The sequence below is a fragment of the Cronobacter sp. EKM101R genome (assembly GCF_963888145.1).
In the GTDB taxonomy this organism is placed as follows: domain Bacteria; phylum Pseudomonadota; class Gammaproteobacteria; order Enterobacterales; family Enterobacteriaceae; genus Cronobacter; species Cronobacter turicensis.
In genome coordinates, this window is the sequence record NZ_CAWPHW010000042.1 from 169,756 (window position 1) to 187,565 (window position 17,810).

Consider the following 17,810-nt stretch of genomic DNA (forward strand, 5'->3'; position numbering starts at 1 on the left):
GTAAAAAGAAGGGGAAGCGTCTGCTTCCCCTTTTTGCTGCCGCAAAATTACCGAATCGACTGGTAAATCGTCTCGCGGATCTTCACCCATTTCTTCGTTTCATCGCTCGGGTTCGCCTGCGCGCGCAGCTGCGCCTGCTCAAGCTCATACTTCTGGCGCTCCACCACTACCGGCAAGGTACAAAACGCCTGAAGATATTCTTTACGCATGGATGTCATTTTCTCGCCCTGCGACAGCGCGTGGCTTAAGGTCGTGATCATCCGGCGGCACGGTTTTTTCTCGTCCATCTGAAGGCGATAGCGCAGCAGCATCTCCAGCGTCTCTTCATGGTTTTTCGCAAGCGCCTGTTCGGTCCAGGCGACTTTCCAGTTCATCCCGGCTTCGAGAAAGAGATGCGTCACCAGTTTGTCATCGCGATCGATAGCCGCCCGCAGGTTCTCTTCATCCCAGGTGATGCCCATATTGCTGAGCTTATGGCGCGGGCTATCGTCGCTATTCTCCGGCTCGGCGGCCATGGCCGTGGCGACGGGCGCGGACATTTCGCGCTCTGCGGAAGGCGGCCTGAGCGCATCGCTGGCGATAAACAGCGCGCCCACGACCATTGCGATGGCGCCGAGACCCACCGCGCCCCAGACCGCGCCCATGACCAGCTGGCGCGTCTCCTGCTTTTTCCCGTCCTGACGGCGGCTCGGGCTTTCGATGGCGTCGCGCACCTCAAAGATATCGCCGCCGACTACGCTGTTTTTCTTCGCGGCATGCTCGATAAACGCTTTCAGCTGCATGTCATCGGCTTTCATCAACGCCGCCGGGTTCACGCGCGTGCGTCCTTCGCCGCAGGCTTTATGCAGCGGCGCGCTGATGGCGTTGAAATAGTTATCCAGCATCACTTCCTGCGCGCCGGAAAGCGGTTTGCCGAGCGCGGCGTCGTTGCGGATCTCACGAATATCATCCAGCAAGGTTTGCAGCGTTTTGCGCGGCTCAACGAACAGCGTCAGCGAGGTCGCGCCCTGGAAGAGTTTGTCGTAGTGACGGGCGAAGAGCTTTTTATCCACCACCAGCATCGCCAGTTCGCTGAATAACATGCCGCTCAGGATATCGCCCTTGTCGCCCATCTTCAGCCAGCGACGTACTTTATCGCCGCCGCACAGCTGTTTAAGCTGGTTAACGCGCTGTTGTTCATCCGGCCAGGCTTCGCGCACCATGCCGCGCAGCGTCAGATCCAGCGCGCGCAGCTGGCGCAGCGCGTCGGGCTGCATCTGCGCTTTATCCACATCCATATCGGTGGAGTAACCCAGTTTCGGCTGCTGGTTACGCACCTTTTCAAGACAGGTCACAAAGCGCAGCGCTGCGAGGAGCTGGTTTTCTGTGACATCCTGGCCGCTCTCATACTGCGGCACCAGTTGTTGTAAATGGCGCAGCTGTAACGTGAACTGCGACATATCGGCGTCGTTAAGGTTCAGGCGTCGGGCGACGGTCGCCCAGTTGCCAAGATTCAGACGCGCCTGATCGAGCTGCTGTAAAAACCACTGCGGATCTTTGCCCTCCGCAACGTTAACGCCAAGCAAAACCAGAATTTCAACCGACGCCTGGCGAATAACCGTGAGCGCAGTTTCAAATGTTTCTCTTACCAGAGGCTGTGTGGAGCGGGCCATGTTGCATCCTTTTCACGCTCAACGCTCCGACACAAACGCAAACGGAGCGGGCGAAATTTCACTTAAGTATATTGTTATTTCTGAATTTTTTTGTCTGCGCTGACGGGCAGTGAAACAACATAGCTGAAAATGGCCGGAAAAAAAGTGACACATCGAATTTTGCATGAAAAATCGCCGTTCCCTGCCTGAATTAGCGGGGAAGCGGCGGCGGGAATGACAGCGGCGCGCTTTTCAGGCAACACTGTTTGCTGCTCTTACCACGTGGAGACCCTATGCACCCCGACACGCCTTTTAACGACGCCCTGCTGACGTTTGACTCTGCCCATCTCGTCTACCGGCCCCTCTCGCCCGACGACTGGCCGTTCTTTTTAAGCCTGCAACGTGACGACAATGTGATGCGCTTTGTGACTGACCCGCGCCCTGACGCGCAGCGGATGCAGGATTTCGCGGCGCGTCTGCCGCCCTGGACGCCCGCAAGCGCCCGCTGGCTCTGTTTGCTGATAAGCGAGAAGCGCAGCGGCCAGCCGGTCGGCGTGACGGGCTTTGTGATGCGCGGTGAGGATATCGCGGAGGTAGGGTTTTTGTTGAGCAGCGCCTTTCAGGGGCGGGGTTACGGCTATGAATCGCTGCGCGCGCTCTGCCGTCTCGCCTTTGAAGGCTGCGGCCTGAGGCGTCTGGCGGCGACGGTGACCGGCGGCAACATCGCCTCGAAGAAAACGCTGGAAAAAGCGGGTTTTCTTCAGGAAGGCACGCTGCGGGAAAGCTATTTTCTTGGCGGTCAGTGGCATGACGACTGGCTGTTCGGCCTGCTGGCGCGCGACTATTCACCGGAGCGTTATCCATGACGCAACGGTGGGTGCGCTGGCGCTTACCCACCCTACGAAGCCCCGTTTGGTAATTTGGTAGGGCGGGTAAGCACAGCGCACCCGCCATTTGACCACCAGCCTCCCGTAGGACGGGTAAGCGCAGCGCCCTACCGTCTGACCACCGACCTCCTGTAGGGCGGGTAAGCGCCAGCGCACCCGCCGTCTGACCTCCTGAACCACCCGCCGCCTGGTCTCCACATGCGACTACGCTGAAAGACGTTTTTGCTTCCTTGTGCCAGGCTTAAAAGACATTCACCTGAAAAAACACAGGGAGACGTATGAAAAAAACAGTGATTATCGCAACGCTTTCCGCGTTATTAGCGCTGCCTGCGCTGGCGGAAGAGAAAGGTGGCTTCAAAAACGACGAAGCGCCGCCGCCGCCGCATCAGCTTAAAGAAGGCTATCGCGGCATCACGGATGCCCGTTCGATAGACGTTAAACAGGCGAAAGAGATGCACGACGGCGCGTCCGTAACGCTGCGTGGCTATCTGATTAAGAAGAAAGGCGATGATGTCTATCAGTTCCGCGATAAAGGCGGCGATATCGACGTCATGATCCCGCAGGCGGTTTTTGAAGGCAAAGATGTCAGCCCGGATGAACTGGTGGGGATCAGCGGCACGCTGGATAAAAAACAGCAGCCGTACCGCATTCGCGTGACGCATTTCCAGAAAGAGTAACGCCACCCTGCCTTGCCCGGTTGCGCCGGGCAAGGCGGTCTTTTACAGGAACATCCCGCCGGAAACTTCAATTCGCTGCGCATTCATCCAGCCCAGATCGTCGCCGATAATCGCCGCTATCGCCGCGCCGATATCATCAGGCAGGCCCACGCGCCCCAACGCCGTCTGCGAGGCGATAAAGCGGTTAAGCTCCTCGTTATCGCGCACCCGCCCTCCGCCGAAATCAGTTTCAATCGCGCCTGGCGCAATGATATTCACCGCAATATTCCGGCTGCCGAGCTCTTTTGCCTGATAGCGCGTCAGCACTTCCATCGCGCCTTTCATCGAGGCATACGCGGAGTAACCCGGCAGGGCAAAGCGCGTCAGTCCGCTGGAGACGTTGAGGATGCGCCCGCCATCGTTGATCAGCGGCAGCAGTTGCTGGGTCAGGAAGAACGGTCCTTTGAAGTGAATGTTCACTAACTCATCAAACTGCACTTCGCTGAACTCGCCAAACGGCGCATAAATGCCAATCCCCGCATTGTTGATTAAATAATCAAAACTGTCGCGCTGCCAGGTCTGTTGCAGCTGCGCCTTCACCTGCGAAACGAATGTCTTAAAAGATGCGCTATCGGCGACATCCAATGCAAGAGCCGCTGCTTTCACGCCTTTTTGTTCAATTTCACGCACGACGGCCTCGGCATCTTCCCGCCGACTCTGGTACGTCAGCAAAACGCCAATTCCACGCTCAGCGAGCTTCAGCGCTGCGTTTTTACCAAGCCCGCGGCTGCCACCGGTGATGATTGCGATACGTTGCGTCATAAATACCTCTTCTGGGTCAGGGTGATGATTTAAAAAGAGCTTATTAGCTGACACCGTAACGATAAAGAGCGCAAAATAAGCTTTACTGTTTCATTAGTAACAACAATGAGGGTGAGCGATGGATAAAATTCACGCAATGCGTTTATTCGTGCGAGTCGCGGAGCTGGAGAGCTTTACCCGCGCCGCCGAGACCCTGAGCCTGCCGAAAGGCAGCGTGTCGCGACAGGTGCAGGCGCTGGAGAGCGCGCTCGGCACGCGTCTGCTGCACCGCACGACGCGACGGGTGCATCTTACTCAGGACGGCCAGGTCTATTACGAGCGCGCACGCGATCTGCTCGCGAATCTTGATGAACTCGATGGGCTCTTTCTGCACGATCCGGCGAGCGTCAGCGGGCGGCTGCGGGTTGATATGCCGGTCGCGGTGGCGCAAAGCGTGGTGATCCCGCGTCTGCCGGAGTTTCTTCACCACTACCCCGGCATCGCCCTTGAGCTGGGCAGCAGCGACCGTCTGGTGGATGTGGTGCGCGAAGGCTTCGACTGCGTGGTGCGCGTCGGCCAGCTGAAGGATTCCGGGCTGGTGGCGCGCCCGCTTGGCAAATTAAGCCAGGTTAACTGCGCAAGCCCGGACTATCTGGCGCGCTTCGGCTGCCCGGAAACGCTCGACGATCTCGCCTCGCACGCGCTGGTGCATTACACGCCCACGCTTGGCACAAGACCGGCGGGCTTTGAAATCGGGCGTGAGAACGGAAGTGAGTGGATACAAACCGGCGGCGTGTTGACGGTGAACAGCACGGAAACCTACCAGGCCGCCTGTTTCGCCGGGCTGGGGATTATTCAGGTGCCGCGCATCGGCGTACGAGAAGCGCTGCGCAGCGGAAAACTCGTGGAAGTGCTGCCGCAATATCGCGCCGCGCCGATGCCGGTCTCGCTGATTTATCCGCACCGGCGGCATCTCTCACGCCGCGTACACCTGTTTATGGAGTGGCTGGCGACCGTCATGAAAGGTTACGTTGACTAGCAGCGGGCTATACTTGGAAGCAAGTTGTAAAAAATAAAAGGAATCAACGCTAATGACCACGCCGGAGCAGCCTGCTAAACGCCCGACCGAAGATCTGAAATACCAGCCTGTCCCGCAGCTGGATACGCGCCCTGAAGAGAAAAAAACCGATGACAAACCCGCTGAGGGCGTCATCGGCGCCGTGAAACAGAAGGTCGAGAACGTGGAGCGCCGTCCGGCGGTCGCTCATCTGATCCGCGCCTTTGAACGGTTTAACGAACGTATGGGGAACCAGTTCGGCGCCGCCATTACCTATTTTTCGTTTTTATCGATGATCCCGATCCTGATGGTGTCGTTTGCGGTCGCGGGTTTTGTGCTCGCCTCGCACCCGACGCTGCTCCAGGACATTTTTAATAAAATCCTGCAAAGTGTCAGCGATCCGACGCTTGCGAAAACGCTCAGCAGCAGCATTAACGCCGCCGTGGAGCAGCGCACCACCGTCGGGATTGTCGGCTTTGCCGTCGCGCTCTATTCCGGCGTGAACTGGATGGGGTATCTGCGCGAGGCTATCCGCGCGCAGTTCCGTGACGACTGGGAGCGCGGCGCGGTTGAAGATAAAGAAAAGTTCTGGCTGAAATACCTGCGCGATTTTATTTCGCTGATTGGCCTGCTGGTGGCGCTGGTCATCACGATGTCTATTACCTCTGTGGCGGGCTCGGCCCAGGAGACGATTATCCGGCTGCTGCACCTGGACGCCATCGGCTGGCTGAAACCGGTCTGGCATATGATCGGGCTTGCGGTCTCCTTCTGCGCCAACTATCTGCTTTTCTTCTGGATTTTCTGGCGTCTGCCACGTCATCGCCCGCGCAAAAAAGCGCTGCTGCGCGGCACCGTGATTGCGGCCATTGGCTTTGAAGTTATCAAAATCATTATGACCTATACGCTGCCGTCGCTGGTGAAATCGCCCTCCGGCGCGGCGTTCGGCTCGGTGCTGGGGCTGATGGCGTTCTTCTATTTCTTCGCGCGCCTGACGCTGTTCTGCTCCGCCTGGATAGCCACCGCGCAGTATAAAAACGACCCGCAGATGCCCGGTAAAAGCGATACCTGACGCCTTCGCGCGGGCCGGAAAACGCATTTTTTCAGCCCGCCGCTTTCCTTTCAGAATAAAAATCCAGGGTGTAACTTTTATTTAACCTAAAACCAGTTTTATCGACTGAATATAAAATTCCGTGAAGCATTTCATAGAAGAGAATCAGCTGGCGCTAAAACTATCCGCTTTTTGCCTGTTTTTTGCACACCCTGGCGGCGTCTGCTGAATTGAAATGTCGTTTTTGCTGTGGCTAATATGGGGTTTCGACGGTACTAAAATAAGAAAATTCTATGCAAGCATCCATCGCCACCAGCATCGACAACGAACAAGACGCCACGCCCGTTAATTCGCGCAGTAAGGTCGTCATCGCCTCGCTCATCGGCACCGCCATTGAGTTCTTCGATTTCTACATTTACGCCACCGCGGCGGTGATTGTGTTCCCGCACATTTTCTTCCCGCAGGGCGATCCGACCGCCGCGACGCTACAGTCGCTGGCGACGTTTGCCATCGCCTTCGTGGCGCGCCCTATCGGTTCCGCGGTGTTTGGTCATTTCGGCGACCGCGTGGGCCGTAAGGTCACGCTTGTGGCCTCGCTGCTGACCATGGGCATTTCAACCGTCCTGATCGGCCTTCTGCCAGGCTATGAATCAATCGGTATTATGGCCCCGCTGCTGCTGGCGCTGGCGCGCTTCGGTCAGGGCCTGGGCCTGGGCGGCGAATGGGGCGGCGCGGCGCTGCTGGCCACCGAGAACGCCCCGGCGCATAAACGCGCGCTGTATGGCTCCTTCCCGCAGCTCGGCGCGCCTATCGGCTTCTTCTTTGCCAACGGCACGTTCCTGCTGCTGTCGTGGCTGCTGACCGACGAGCAGTTCATGAGCTGGGGCTGGCGCGTGCCGTTTATCTTCTCCGCCGTGCTGGTGCTGATTGGCCTGTATGTGCGCGTGTCGCTGCATGAAACGCCGGTTTTCGCCAAAATCGCCAAAGCGAAGAAGCAGGTGAAAGTGCCGCTTGGCACGCTGCTGACGAAACATATGCGCGTCACGGTGCTTGGCACGTTCATTATGCTCGCCACGTATACGCTGTTTTACATCATGACGGTCTATTCGATGACCTTCAGCACCACGCCTGCGGCGCAGGGCGGACTGGGCTTCCCGCGTAACGACGTGCTGTGGATGCTGATGATGGCGGTGATAGGCTTTGGCCTGATGGTGCCGATCGCGGGCCTGCTGGCGGACCGTTTCGGGCGTCGTAAGAGCATGATCGTTATTACCACGCTGATTCTGCTGTTCGCGCTGTTCGTATTCCCGCCGCTGCTGGGTTCCGGCAGCCAGACGATGGTGATGGCGTATCTGTTGATTGGCCTGAGCCTGATGGGCCTGACGTTTGGCCCGATGGGCGCGCTGCTGCCGGAGCTGTTCCCGACCGAAGTGCGCTACACCGGCGCGTCGTTCTCCTACAATGTGTCGTCGATTCTCGGCGCGTCGGTCGCGCCGTATATCGCCACCTGGCTGCAGGCGAATTACGGGCTGTTTTACGTGGGAATTTATCTGGCGGCGATGGCGGCGCTGACGCTTATCGCGCTGATCGCTACCAAAGAGACACGTCATCAGTCGCTGTGATTGAAGCGTGTTAATAAAAGGGCTGCCTGCGGGCGGCCTTTTTTATGGGGTAAAACTGTGGGTCTGGCGGGTGCGCGGCGCTTACCCGCCCTACAGGCTGCGTGCCGGGGGAGAGACGATGTAGGGTGGGTAAGCGTAGCGCACCCACCTTGCCGGCATGGTGGCACACGCCGTAGAGCTTAAAATCCGTCGAACACAAAATCGACGGCGTTTTTAATCTGCTAACGCCAGGGCAACGCGCTGGCGGTATGCTGGCCGAGTACGTTTTTACCCACGCTCGCCATTTCATGCGTCATCACGATGTACTCATCACCGTCCACGTTAACAACCGGGCACATTCGCTCAGGCAACGATTTTTGCGCCATAAAACGTGGCACCAGCGGGATAACGATACGTGTGGTCAGCACATCAACCAGATCGCTTTGTATATCTATCAGATACGGATATTTTTTATTGGCGCTGGTGTTGCGATAGATTTGGTATTGCATATCAGAACTTCCGGTGTTCATCCCCAAAATGACCGCACTCCCCGGCGATCCGATTCAATTCCAGCAACCCTTCGCGGTTGTCATCTTTCCATTGCTGACGCTCAAGCTCACGCAGATCGTCTTCCAGCACCAGACTTAGCCGCTGCGAGAGATTAATGCCGTGCGCCCTGGAGCGCTGATATAACGCTTCATCTATGGTCACGCTGACCGTCCTTTTTGGCTGTTTTACGGCTACGTTCATATCACCCTCGTGATCCACCCGTGTTATTAACACGGGTGGCAGCATTATAAACCTGGCGGTTTTTCGTTCAATCCGCACGCGACGCATCCCTGCCTTTTACGAATACGCTTAGACCATTACTTCTTCATCTGCCCAAGGATCGTGCTGCACTGGTTCTCACTGCCTTCAGACGGCGAAATCAGCGCCAGCAACGCGGCGGCGGGGGTGACCAGCGTCGCGAGCGCCGCCGCGACGGCGCCGCGGGCAATCAACGGCCCCGGTTTCACGCCATAATCCGGATCTTTAAAGGTGCCGCGCACGTACAGCGGCGAGCGCAGCGTCACGATGCGCACCCCTTTGCTTTCCGGGTTAACGGTGAGATCCAGCCGCTCGTCGGCGAAACTGGTGGTGCCGGTAATATTAATCAGCGCGTTTTCGGTATCAAAGGCGAAAATCTCCGGACGCGCCACGCCGTTGGTCAGATTCAGGTTCGCCGCCGCGCAGTTCACCCGCACTTCATCGTCGCCGAAAATCTGCCCGACGATAAAGTTACCCACGTTAAGCCCCAGTATTTCCATCAGGTTGCGGCTGATGACGCCGTCATTCATCAGGAGCTTCAGGTTGCCGTCACTGGTGCCGAGCAACGACGCCACAGAGTTGCCGGTGCCGCGCAGTTTCGCATCGCCGTTCAGTTCGCCAAGCGTACGCTGCATGAGTTCCACATCCGGCATCAGCTCTTTAAGCTTCAGGCGTCGCGCCTGGATGTCCGCCGCGCCCTGCATCGGCTGCTTGTCGCCGTCGAGATGAATGTTGGCGTCGATAGTGCCGCCCGCCATACCAAATTTCAGCGGCTTAAGACGCAAATCACCGCTGGCGAGCAGAATATGGGTGGTGAGATCGCTAATCGGCAGGCGCGAGCTGTGCTCAATGCGGCGGCCTTTAAAGCGCACGTCGGCATCCATCACGTCCCACTTGTTGGTTTCAAACGTGTCGTGCGGCAAGACTTTGTCGCCCGGCTGTGCCGGTTTTTCGCCTTTTTTCTGCTCGGAATTTTTGCTCTTCTCCGCCCCGGCGCCGGAATCGACGCCGATCAGTGGACCGAGGTCGGCAAGCCGCAGCTGGCGCGACTCCAGATCCCCTTCCAGCTTCGGCCGCGGTTTGCCCTGGCTGTAGGTGAGCGAGCCGTGAATATCGCTCTCGCCAATGCGCCCGTTAAAGCCGCGGTAGTCATAGACCGAGCCTTTATCGCTGTTGATTTTCGCCACCAGGCGGCCGTCGGTTTCAAAGGGCGGCGTATCGGGCAGCAGCACGCCGGTCAGCTCGTAGAGATCGCCCAGTGAATTACCGGCGAATTTCAGCTGTAAATCGACGCCGCCCATGTTCATGGGATCGTTGACCGTCCCGACAAACGCCACGCGGGTGTCGCCGGAGCGCAGATCCGCCTGCACCGGGAATGGCGTGCCTTTGCTTTTCAGCGCCAGCATCCCGCCGATTTTCCCGTCGCCGCGCAGCGGCTGGTTGTTATAGGTGCCGCGCGCCTTCAGGCCGAACACATAATCGCCAACCTTATCGTTCCCTTTTTTGCCTTTTTCACCAGTCACTTCGTTAAACGGCAGCGGTTTGCCGAGCGGATCGATGAGGATCTCCACATCGGCGCGGCTGACGTTATCATCCACCCGCAACCGGCCCTGATCGAACAGAATATTATCGAGCCGGAAAGACCAGGATGACGGCTGCTGCGCCTCCTCGCCTTCGCTCTGCTTCATGTCGAACGTCCAGTTATTGGTCTTTTCCGACAGGCGGATCAGTTGCGCGTCCGGCTTCTGGAATTTAATCCATGGGAGATAGACCGTTTTGGTGAGCAGCGCCAGCGGGGCGAGGGTCGCCTCCACGCGGGGCAAGTGGATCATGGTGACTTGCGGAATATCGGGCGGGTTGCCGAGGACAACATCTTCAGCATGTACGTGCGGCCAGGGTACCCAGCTTCGCCAGCCGGGCTCTTCTTTGTTTCGCTCCCATACCACGCCCAGATCGCCACGTATGGCAAAGGGGCGGTTTAGCTCCGTGGAGACCTTCTGGTTGATGGTCGGCTTAAGCCGATTCCAGTCAAACGTCGCGATAATGATGATTGCGACTACGACCAGCAACAAGAAAACCCCTGCTACCACGCTGATAATTTTGGTTGTTTTTGTCATCCTCACACCTCGTCCTGATGATGCCTGCCTCTACTAAAGATAGTTGACGACAGCGCAAAGCTCATCAGGAGAGTCTGAGTATTACCTTTTCCAGCGTTTCGAATGGCACAGGGCGCGACAGAAAATACCCTTGCGCGGCCAGCGCAGGCGACTGCTGTACATCCTGCCACTCTTCCAGCGTTTCCACGCCTTCGACAATCACGCCTTCGCAGTAGTGATTCATCAGTTGCAGCAGCATCGTGAACAAATTGCGGCCTTCGCTGCTCTGACGCAGCATGATGAACAGATCGCGCGCCACTTTAATGTAGTCATAACGCACTTCGTTCAGCGCCGAGAAGTTCGCCATACCGGTGCCGAAATCGTCCAGCCACAGCGGGCCGAATTCGCAGAAGCTCGCGAACGTTGAATCCTGCGGCAGGCTGATATGCTCCACCAGTTCAAAGCGCACCCACGGCAGCGATTCAGTCAGGGCGCGGATCTGCGGCATGTCGCGCATGGCCATCAGCGTCGGGCCGTCGACATTAACGGACGCCAGAATATTATTCTCCATAAAAAACGGTGCGCGCGATGACAGGACCTGCAACTGTTCTTCGATAACGTCAACGCGATAACGTACCGGCAGCCCGGCGAAATAACGGTCTGGCGCGATGCGACGCGCAGGATCGCTCGGGTGCGTGACGACCGTCAGCAACTCAACCGCCAGCAGGCACCCGTCAGTCCGGTATATCGGCTGATAGGTATAGGTGCGCTCGCACTGCAGCCAGTAGCGCCGCTCGTGCAGGCTTTCGACACTCGCCGACGGCAACGCCAACCGGTGAGTGACCTGTTTTAAATTCATGGTAAATGGTCCTGTTGTGTGATGGCTTACCGGGACTCGTCCAGGAATTATCGGCTCCAGAATTGAGAACTTTATGCACAGTTGTCCGACCCGCAGGTTAATAAGGAATAACGCTTTTCCTCAGGAATATTGGTGCAGCTCAAAAAATACTGGAACAGCGTTTTAAAAGATTTGACTGCGCGATCGCGGCGGCACACACTAACGCCCATCTTCTCGTTTTCAGGTGAGTCACTATGTCAGAGCAAAAGATTGCCGTGATTGGCGAATGCATGATTGAACTGTCGGAAAAAGGCGTGCAGGTAAGCCGCGGCTTTGGCGGCGATACGCTCAATACCGCGGTTTATGTCGCCCGTCAGGTAAGCCCGCAGGCGCTGTCGGTGCACTATGTGACCGCGCTTGGCAAAGACAACTTCAGCCAGCAGATGCTCGACGCCTGGCAGGCCGAAAACGTGCACACCGAACTCACCCAGCGCATGGATAACCGGCTGCCGGGGCTTTATTACATCGAAACCGACGCGCGCGGCGAACGCACGTTCTGGTACTGGCGCAACGAGGCGGCCGCCCGTTTCTGGCTGGAGAGCGACGAGGCCGATGCCATCTGCGCACAGCTGGCGCAGTTTGATTATCTTTACCTGAGCGGCATCAGCCTGGCGATTTTAAGCCCGCAGAGCCGCGAGAAGCTGCTCGGCCTGCTGAAAGCCTGCCGGGCGAACGGCGGTAAAGTGATTTTCGATAACAACTATCGCCCGCGCCTGTGGGCGAGCCGTGAGGAGACGCAGCAGGTTTACCAGCAGATGCTCGGCTGCACCGATATCGCCTTCCTGACGCTGGATGACGAAGATGCGCTGTGGGGCGAGAAACCTGTCGAAGACGTTATTGCACGCACCCAGGCGGCAGGCGTGCGTGAAGTGGTGATTAAGCGCGGCGCCGAATCATGCCTGGTGGCGGTACAGGGCGAGGCGCTCTGTGAAGTGCCCGCCGTGAAATTGCCGAAAGAGAAGGTCATCGACACCACCGCGGCGGGCGACTCATTCAGCGCCGGTTATCTGGCGGTACGCCTGACGGGCGGCAGCGCAGAAGCGGCGGCAAAACGCGGCCACCTGACCGCCAGCACGGTGATTCAGTATCGCGGCGCGATCATCCCGCGCGAGGCGATGCCGCAGTAAACCACACCGCCTGATGAGCCCGGCCCCTGCGCCGGGCTTTTTATTGATACGGGGCATAAAAAAACCCGGCCAGTGCCGGGTTTATCATGTGCGGTTATCAGCGGGCTGGCGGAATGTCGGTGACATCCGGGCGCGGTTCATCCTGCGCAGGCGCTGGCGTTACGGGCATCATGATGCGATCCCACGTCTCCTGGAGCGCCTTCACGCTGTACTCTTCTTCGCCCTTCGGTTGCAGCAGAATCAGCGCCATCTCCTGGGATAACTGCTGGCGTAAATCCTGGTTCAGCTCCGCGGCGGTCAGATTATTGAGGAAGCTCTGACGCAGGTTCTGGTACTGCTCCGGCGCGATATCCACCACCTGATTTTGCAGCGAGCGCATCCGCTGATTGATGAGCACATCGGTATCGGTGCGCGCATAGGTGGCGAACAGCTTCTGCAGCTCCAGTTTTTTCTGGGCGATCAGGGCGTTGAACTCATCCACCGACAGGCCTTTTTCGCGCACGCCAGCCAGCTCGCGGGCGATCAGCGCCAGATTGCTGTCGAGTTTATCGTTCGGCGATTCGACGTTAATGGCGCACTGCGCGCGCTGGAACAACACGCGGCAGTCAAAGCCGATGCCGATGTCTTTGATATTGTTTTTGCTTAAATTCTGCTGCACGTGCCAGAACAGCGCTTCGCGCGCCAGGTCCGCGCGCCAGTAGCGTTGCAGCGCGGAAGATTCGCGAATCGGCTGCCAGGGGTTGTCCCACATAATAGAGAGGCGATCCTGACGCACGCTGTCGGTCATGATGGCGACCGGCTCGCGGCGCAGCGGCGACAGCGTCGGCACCGGGGCCGGAGTTTCGCGTTTGCCTTTCAGCTCGCCGAACGCTTTGTTGATTTGTTCCGCCACGGCGCGGCTGTCGACGTTGCCCACCACGATAAGCGTCATCGCGTCCGGGGTGTACCACTTCTTGTAGTAGGCTTCGAGCTGTTTCGCATCGACCGGCTGTTTCAGGTCGACGGAAGGATCGTGGCCCAGCAGCGTGGAGCCTTTCAGGCGCTGACGCCACCAGCCATCCTGCGTATCCGGCCAGGTGGCGACCATATCCTGCGTTTGCAGCGCTTTGGTAATGCTTTCCGGCGTAATCGCGACCCGCCCGGCGGTATCGGAGAGATACGTCAGCGCTTCTTTCAGCAGGTCGTTGCGGTTATTCGGCAGGCTCAGGTTGAACAACGTGTAATCGTAAGAGACCACCACCGGCGGCATCGGGCGCTTCGGATCGATGCTCTGCTGCCAGAGCGAGCGCGCCTGCACGGCCTGGAGGCTTCCGCTCTGGGTCAGAGCCAGACGCGGCAGAAAGCGGGTATAGCCGCTCTGCTGGGTATTTTCCGCCAGCGAGCCGGTATTAATGGTCAGACGAATTTCAACGCGGTCGCTAGGGCGCTGCGGCGTGGAGAGGATTTGCCACTGAAAGCCATTGCTCAGCGTGCCCTGTTGCCAGGCCGGGTCGGGCTGGAGCGGTTCTGCCTGCACGAGGCTGGCGGCTACCATCAGTAAGCCGCCAGCGATGAGTCGGATTCTTGTGCCCTGCATGTATACCCCTGATCAACATTCCTGGTTAAAAACAGTTAAATGGCGACAAAAGGCTGCTGCGGCCCGTCGCCAAAGAGAGCGCTTAAACTTTTCGTAAGACCGCAAAAATGCGGAAATGTCGCGCAATAGCGTGAAATAAAAGTTAATTATGCGCAGGCACCCGCCGCCAGAGCAAGCAGCGGCGGGCTAAAGAGTGAGATCAGGAGGAGATTTGCTGCGTTTTAGCGGCGGAATTCTTGTTATTCAGGGTGTCATGCAGCTGTTTTTCATCAAGCTCTTTGACCCACTTCGCGACCACGACCGTCGCGACGCCGTTACCCACCAGGTTGGTTAACGCGCGTGCTTCAGACATAAAGCGGTCGATGCCGAGGATCAGCGCAAGCCCCGCGACCGGCAGATGCCCGACGGCGGAAAGGGTGGCCGCCAGCACAATAAATCCGCTGCCCGTCACGCCCGCAGCGCCTTTTGACGACAGCAACAACACCACCAGCAGCGTTATCTGATGAAAAATATCCATATGGCTGTTGGTCGCCTGGGCGATAAACACCGCCGCCATCGTCAGGTAAATCGAGGTGCCGTCGAGGTTAAACGAGTAGCCGGTCGGGATAACCAGCCCCACTACCGATTTACGGCAGCCCAGTTTTTCCATCTTATCGAGCATACGCGGCAGCGCGGATTCGGACGACGATGTGCCAAGCACGATCAGCAACTCTTCGCGGATATAACGAATGAATTTAAAGATGTTAAAGCCCGTCGCGCGGGCGATGCTCCCCAGCACGACCACCACGAACAGAATACAGGTGAGGTAGAAGCAGATAATCAGTTGGCCGAGCTGCACCAGCGTGCCGACGCCATATTTACCGATGGTGAACGCCATGGCGCCGAACGCGCCGATGGGCGCGAGACGCATGATCATGTTGATGATGCCGAAGATGACCTGCGAGAAGCTTTCAATCACGTTAAAAATCAGCTGGCCGTTGCGGCCCAGGCGGTGCAGCGCAAAACCAAACAGCACGGCGAACAGCAGGACCTGTAAGATATTGCCGCTGGCGAACGCGCCAATAACGCTTGAAGGGATGACATCCATCAGGAACGCGACGATGCCCTGCTGCTGCGCCTGCTCGGCATAGACCGCGACGGCTTTCGCGTCGAGCGTCGCCGGGTCGACGTTCATGCCAGCGCCCGGCTGAATCACGTTCACAATCACCAGGCCTATGATCAGCGCAATGGTACTGACGATTTCAAAATAGAGCAGCGCGACCGCCCCGGTGCGCCCCACCGCCTTCATACTTTCCATACCCGCGATGCCGGTCACGACGGTACAGAAAATCACCGGCGCGATAATCATTTTAATCAGCTTCACGAAGGCGTCGCCCAGCGGTTTCATCTGCGCGCCCAGCTCCGGGTAGAAGTGACCGAGCAATATCCCGATGGCTATTGCGGTCAATACCTGAAAATAAAGGCTTTTGAAAATAGAGAGTTTCATAGGGGTGTCCTTGAAGGTAATAACCACAGGAATTGTGTGTGAAAATCCCGCCTGTAGCGCTAAAAGTAACACCCGTAAAACATGCCAGAAATATCAGAGCATCAAATAGGAAACATAAATGTTAAGATCTATGAGCTGAAACGCGTCAGCTCCTGGTGCCTTACACCCTTTGCAGCGGGCTCAGGGTGTCGGAAGCCACGCGTCTTCAAACGCCGCGGGCGTCGTCGCCTTGCCGAAAAGATATCCCTGGCCCACCGTGACGCCCGCGTTCAGCAGCCAGTCGCGCTGCGACTCGTTCTGAATGCCTTCCGCCACCAGTTCAAGGTTAAGCTTTTTCGCCATACTGATGATGGCCGAGACCACGCTGTCATCGTCCGGCAGGCTGCCGATAAAGCTCTTGTCGATTTTAAGGCTGTCCACCGGCAGCGCTTTCATCTTCTGCAACTGACTCAGGCTGGAATACCCCATGCCGAAATCATCCAGCGCGATGCGCACGCCCGCCTCGCGCAAGGGGCGCAGAATGGCGATCGCGGCTTCGGTATCGTCGATGCGCTGGCTTTCGGTCATCTCCAGCACCAGCGTACCGGGCGCGATGGCGTAACGCTCCAGCCGTTGCAGCATCGTCTGCACCAGATCGCGCGTTAACAGTTGCAACGAGGACACGTTAACCGACAGCGGCAGCGTAATGCCGTGCGCCTGCCAGCGCGCCAGTAACTGGCACGCTTCTTCCAGCACCCAGTCGCCCACGGTGACGATAAGCCCGCTCGACTCAATGTTATCGATAAACCCCACCGGTAACGTCCAGTCGCCGTCCGGCTGGCGCTCACGCAGCAGCGCTTCCGCGCCGACGATATTGCCGTTGCGCATATCCACCTGCGGCTGCAGCCAGATAGCATACTGGCGGCGCGCCAGCGCGTTTTGCATCGCGCTTTCCTGGGCGTTGACCGACGCTTCGCCGAAGAACGCCACCTGATTAATGCCGCTGCGCCGGGCGTCCAGGGCGGCGGAAATCGCGCTCTGGTACAGCGTCGAGGCGCTCTGGCGACCGTCAAACATCGCCACGCCGATGCTTGCCCCGCCCGTTTGCGCGGCGGCAGGCGATTCCAGCGGCTCGTTCAGGGCCGCCAGAAGTTGTTGCGTCAGCGTCACCGCGTGCTCCGGCGTTTTCACCCCGTGCGCGATAATCGCGAAATCGTCCTGGCTTATCTGCGCCAGCACCATACGCGGGGTCAGCACCGAGCGCAGCTTATCCACGCGCGCGTGCTGGAGGGCGTCCCGCTGCGACTCGTTACTCTCACGCAGCGGCTCACAGGCCACGTACAGTAATGCGGTCGCGCCGCCGCCCGCGACGGCCTGCTCAAGCAGCGCCGTCAGCAGCGCCTGATTCGGCAAACCGGTGAGCGGAAAACGGGTGCCGCTGGTGCGCGCCTCGTCGACCTGCCGCGCCAGCGCCTGCTGGTTGCGGTTATAAGTGCGCACGAACATGCCGATCTCATCATCCTGATGCAGGCGCGGAATGGTGAGCTGATGATGCGCCAGTTCGTGGGCATCCAGCGCGTTCAGCGTGCGCGTGATATCCCGCAGCGGGTGGAGGATCAGACGGTTGATGCACCAGGTGATCGCCACCGAGAGGATCAGCGCCAGCAGCAGGAACGTCGTCAGGAGCGTCGAAATCGCGTTGATGATAAAACGGTACAGACGCCAGGAGTCGGCCTGCAACACCAGATAAGCAAGCGGCTGCGGGTTGGCGGGCCGCTCCAGCGAGTAGAGCGGCAGGGAGATTTGCACCGGCAGCTCAAAGACGCGAGCGAGCGTCACCGGAATGGGGCGCTCCGGCGTAAAGCGCATGCGCAACGCCTGGAACTGATTGGGCAACACCACATCGGCGCGGCTTATCACGCCGGCGGGTTTGATTTCGCGAAGGATCGCCTCCGCCTCGGGAATATTGGCCTTCAGGATAGCCGCAGAGAGCGGCTGGCGCACCGAGCGGGCGATGCTCTCCATCTGCATGGCGGTGTGGTAGCGATGCGACTGCACGAAATGAAACAGCAAAACGACGCTGAAAATAAAAAGAAAAAAGACGGAAACGGCCGAAACCATCGCCATCTGTTTAATCGTGAGGGAACGACTGACTCGCAA

15 protein-coding genes are annotated in these 17,810 nt (G+C 58.3%); 6 read left to right on the plus strand and 9 right to left on the minus strand.

What is annotated here, in order from left to right:
* Window positions 1-47: 47 nt before the first annotated feature.
* Entirely contained in the window at window positions 48-1,652 is a 1,605-nt protein-coding gene (locus AACV31_RS18235) for an STY4199 family HEPN domain-containing protein (RefSeq protein WP_165155173.1), read from the minus strand.
* Window positions 1,653-1,924: 272 nt separating this feature from the next.
* Here AACV31_RS18235 and AACV31_RS18240 point away from each other — a divergent pair, with 272 nt between their 5' ends.
* A complete protein-coding gene (locus AACV31_RS18240; protein ID WP_165155171.1) occupies window positions 1,925-2,497 on the plus strand; it encodes a GNAT family N-acetyltransferase in 573 nt (190 codons plus the stop codon).
* Window positions 2,498-2,796: 299 nt separating this feature from the next.
* Window positions 2,797-3,195 (plus strand): YdeI family stress tolerance OB fold protein, encoded by a 399-nt coding sequence (locus AACV31_RS18245; RefSeq protein ID WP_165155169.1) that lies wholly within the window; start codon window positions 2,797-2,799, stop codon window positions 3,193-3,195.
* Window positions 3,196-3,237: 42 nt separating this feature from the next.
* Here the strand turns inward: AACV31_RS18245 and AACV31_RS18250 are convergent, their stop codons facing one another.
* Window positions 3,238-3,996: an SDR family NAD(P)-dependent oxidoreductase gene (locus AACV31_RS18250; protein ID WP_165155167.1), complete on the minus strand. Its 759-nt coding sequence runs from the start codon at window positions 3,994-3,996 to the stop codon at window positions 3,238-3,240.
* Between the two features lie 118 nt (window positions 3,997-4,114).
* On the opposite strand from AACV31_RS18250, the gene AACV31_RS18255 reads away from it, so the two are divergent.
* From AACV31_RS18255 to AACV31_RS18265, 3 genes are all read left to right on the plus strand, one after another.
* The gene (locus tag AACV31_RS18255; RefSeq protein WP_007765246.1) at window positions 4,115-5,014 is read left to right on the plus strand and encodes a LysR family transcriptional regulator; all 900 of its coding nucleotides are present in this window, start codon (window positions 4,115-4,117) and stop codon (window positions 5,012-5,014) included.
* A 52-nt stretch (window positions 5,015-5,066) separates the two neighbouring features.
* The gene (gene yhjD / locus AACV31_RS18260) at window positions 5,067-6,101 is read left to right on the plus strand and encodes an inner membrane protein YhjD (protein WP_105580501.1); all 1,035 of its coding nucleotides are present in this window, start codon (window positions 5,067-5,069) and stop codon (window positions 6,099-6,101) included.
* Between the two features lie 272 nt (window positions 6,102-6,373).
* Window positions 6,374-7,702, plus strand: coding sequence for an MFS transporter (locus AACV31_RS18265; RefSeq protein WP_007765262.1), 1,329 nt, complete (start codon window positions 6,374-6,376; stop codon window positions 7,700-7,702).
* Between the two features lie 221 nt (window positions 7,703-7,923).
* On the opposite strand, the gene AACV31_RS18270 is transcribed toward AACV31_RS18265, so the two are convergent.
* The 4 genes from AACV31_RS18270 to pdeH all read right to left on the minus strand — a co-directional run bounded on the left by AACV31_RS18270 (window position 7,924) and on the right by pdeH (window position 11,443).
* On the minus strand, window positions 7,924-8,190 hold the full coding sequence (locus AACV31_RS18270; RefSeq protein ID WP_165155165.1) for a CcdB family protein: 267 nt from the start codon (window positions 8,188-8,190) through the stop codon (window positions 7,924-7,926).
* Between the two features lies 1 nt (window position 8,191).
* Window positions 8,192-8,518 carry a type II toxin-antitoxin system CcdA family antitoxin gene (locus AACV31_RS18275; RefSeq protein WP_339379917.1) on the minus strand — a complete coding sequence of 109 codons (327 nt, stop codon included), beginning with the start codon at window positions 8,516-8,518 and terminating at the stop codon, window positions 8,192-8,194.
* A gap of 29 nt (window positions 8,519-8,547) precedes the next feature.
* A complete protein-coding gene (locus AACV31_RS18280; protein WP_165155161.1) occupies window positions 8,548-10,605 on the minus strand; it encodes an AsmA family protein in 2,058 nt (685 codons plus the stop codon).
* 64 nt (window positions 10,606-10,669) lie between these two features.
* The gene (pdeH, locus tag AACV31_RS18285; RefSeq protein WP_165155159.1) at window positions 10,670-11,443 is read right to left on the minus strand and encodes a cyclic-guanylate-specific phosphodiesterase; all 774 of its coding nucleotides are present in this window, start codon (window positions 11,441-11,443) and stop codon (window positions 10,670-10,672) included.
* A 233-nt stretch (window positions 11,444-11,676) separates the two neighbouring features.
* Between pdeH and AACV31_RS18290 the strand changes: the two genes are divergently transcribed.
* On the plus strand, window positions 11,677-12,609 hold the full coding sequence (locus AACV31_RS18290) for a sugar kinase (RefSeq protein ID WP_165155157.1): 933 nt from the start codon (window positions 11,677-11,679) through the stop codon (window positions 12,607-12,609).
* Window positions 12,610-12,706: 97 nt separating this feature from the next.
* Here AACV31_RS18290 and AACV31_RS18295 read toward each other — a convergent pair whose 3' ends face one another.
* The 3 genes from AACV31_RS18295 to AACV31_RS18305 all read right to left on the minus strand — a co-directional run bounded on the left by AACV31_RS18295 (window position 12,707) and on the right by AACV31_RS18305 (window position 17,810).
* Window positions 12,707-14,185, minus strand: a complete 1,479-nt coding sequence (locus AACV31_RS18295) for a M16 family metallopeptidase (protein WP_075197174.1) — start codon at window positions 14,183-14,185, stop codon at window positions 12,707-12,709.
* A 199-nt stretch (window positions 14,186-14,384) separates the two neighbouring features.
* Window positions 14,385-15,671 carry a dicarboxylate/amino acid:cation symporter gene (locus AACV31_RS18300; protein ID WP_041924034.1) on the minus strand — a complete coding sequence of 429 codons (1,287 nt, stop codon included), beginning with the start codon at window positions 15,669-15,671 and terminating at the stop codon, window positions 14,385-14,387.
* Between the two features lie 180 nt (window positions 15,672-15,851).
* Window positions 15,852-17,810, minus strand: a complete 1,959-nt coding sequence (locus AACV31_RS18305) for a sensor domain-containing phosphodiesterase (RefSeq protein WP_221413628.1) — start codon at window positions 17,808-17,810, stop codon at window positions 15,852-15,854.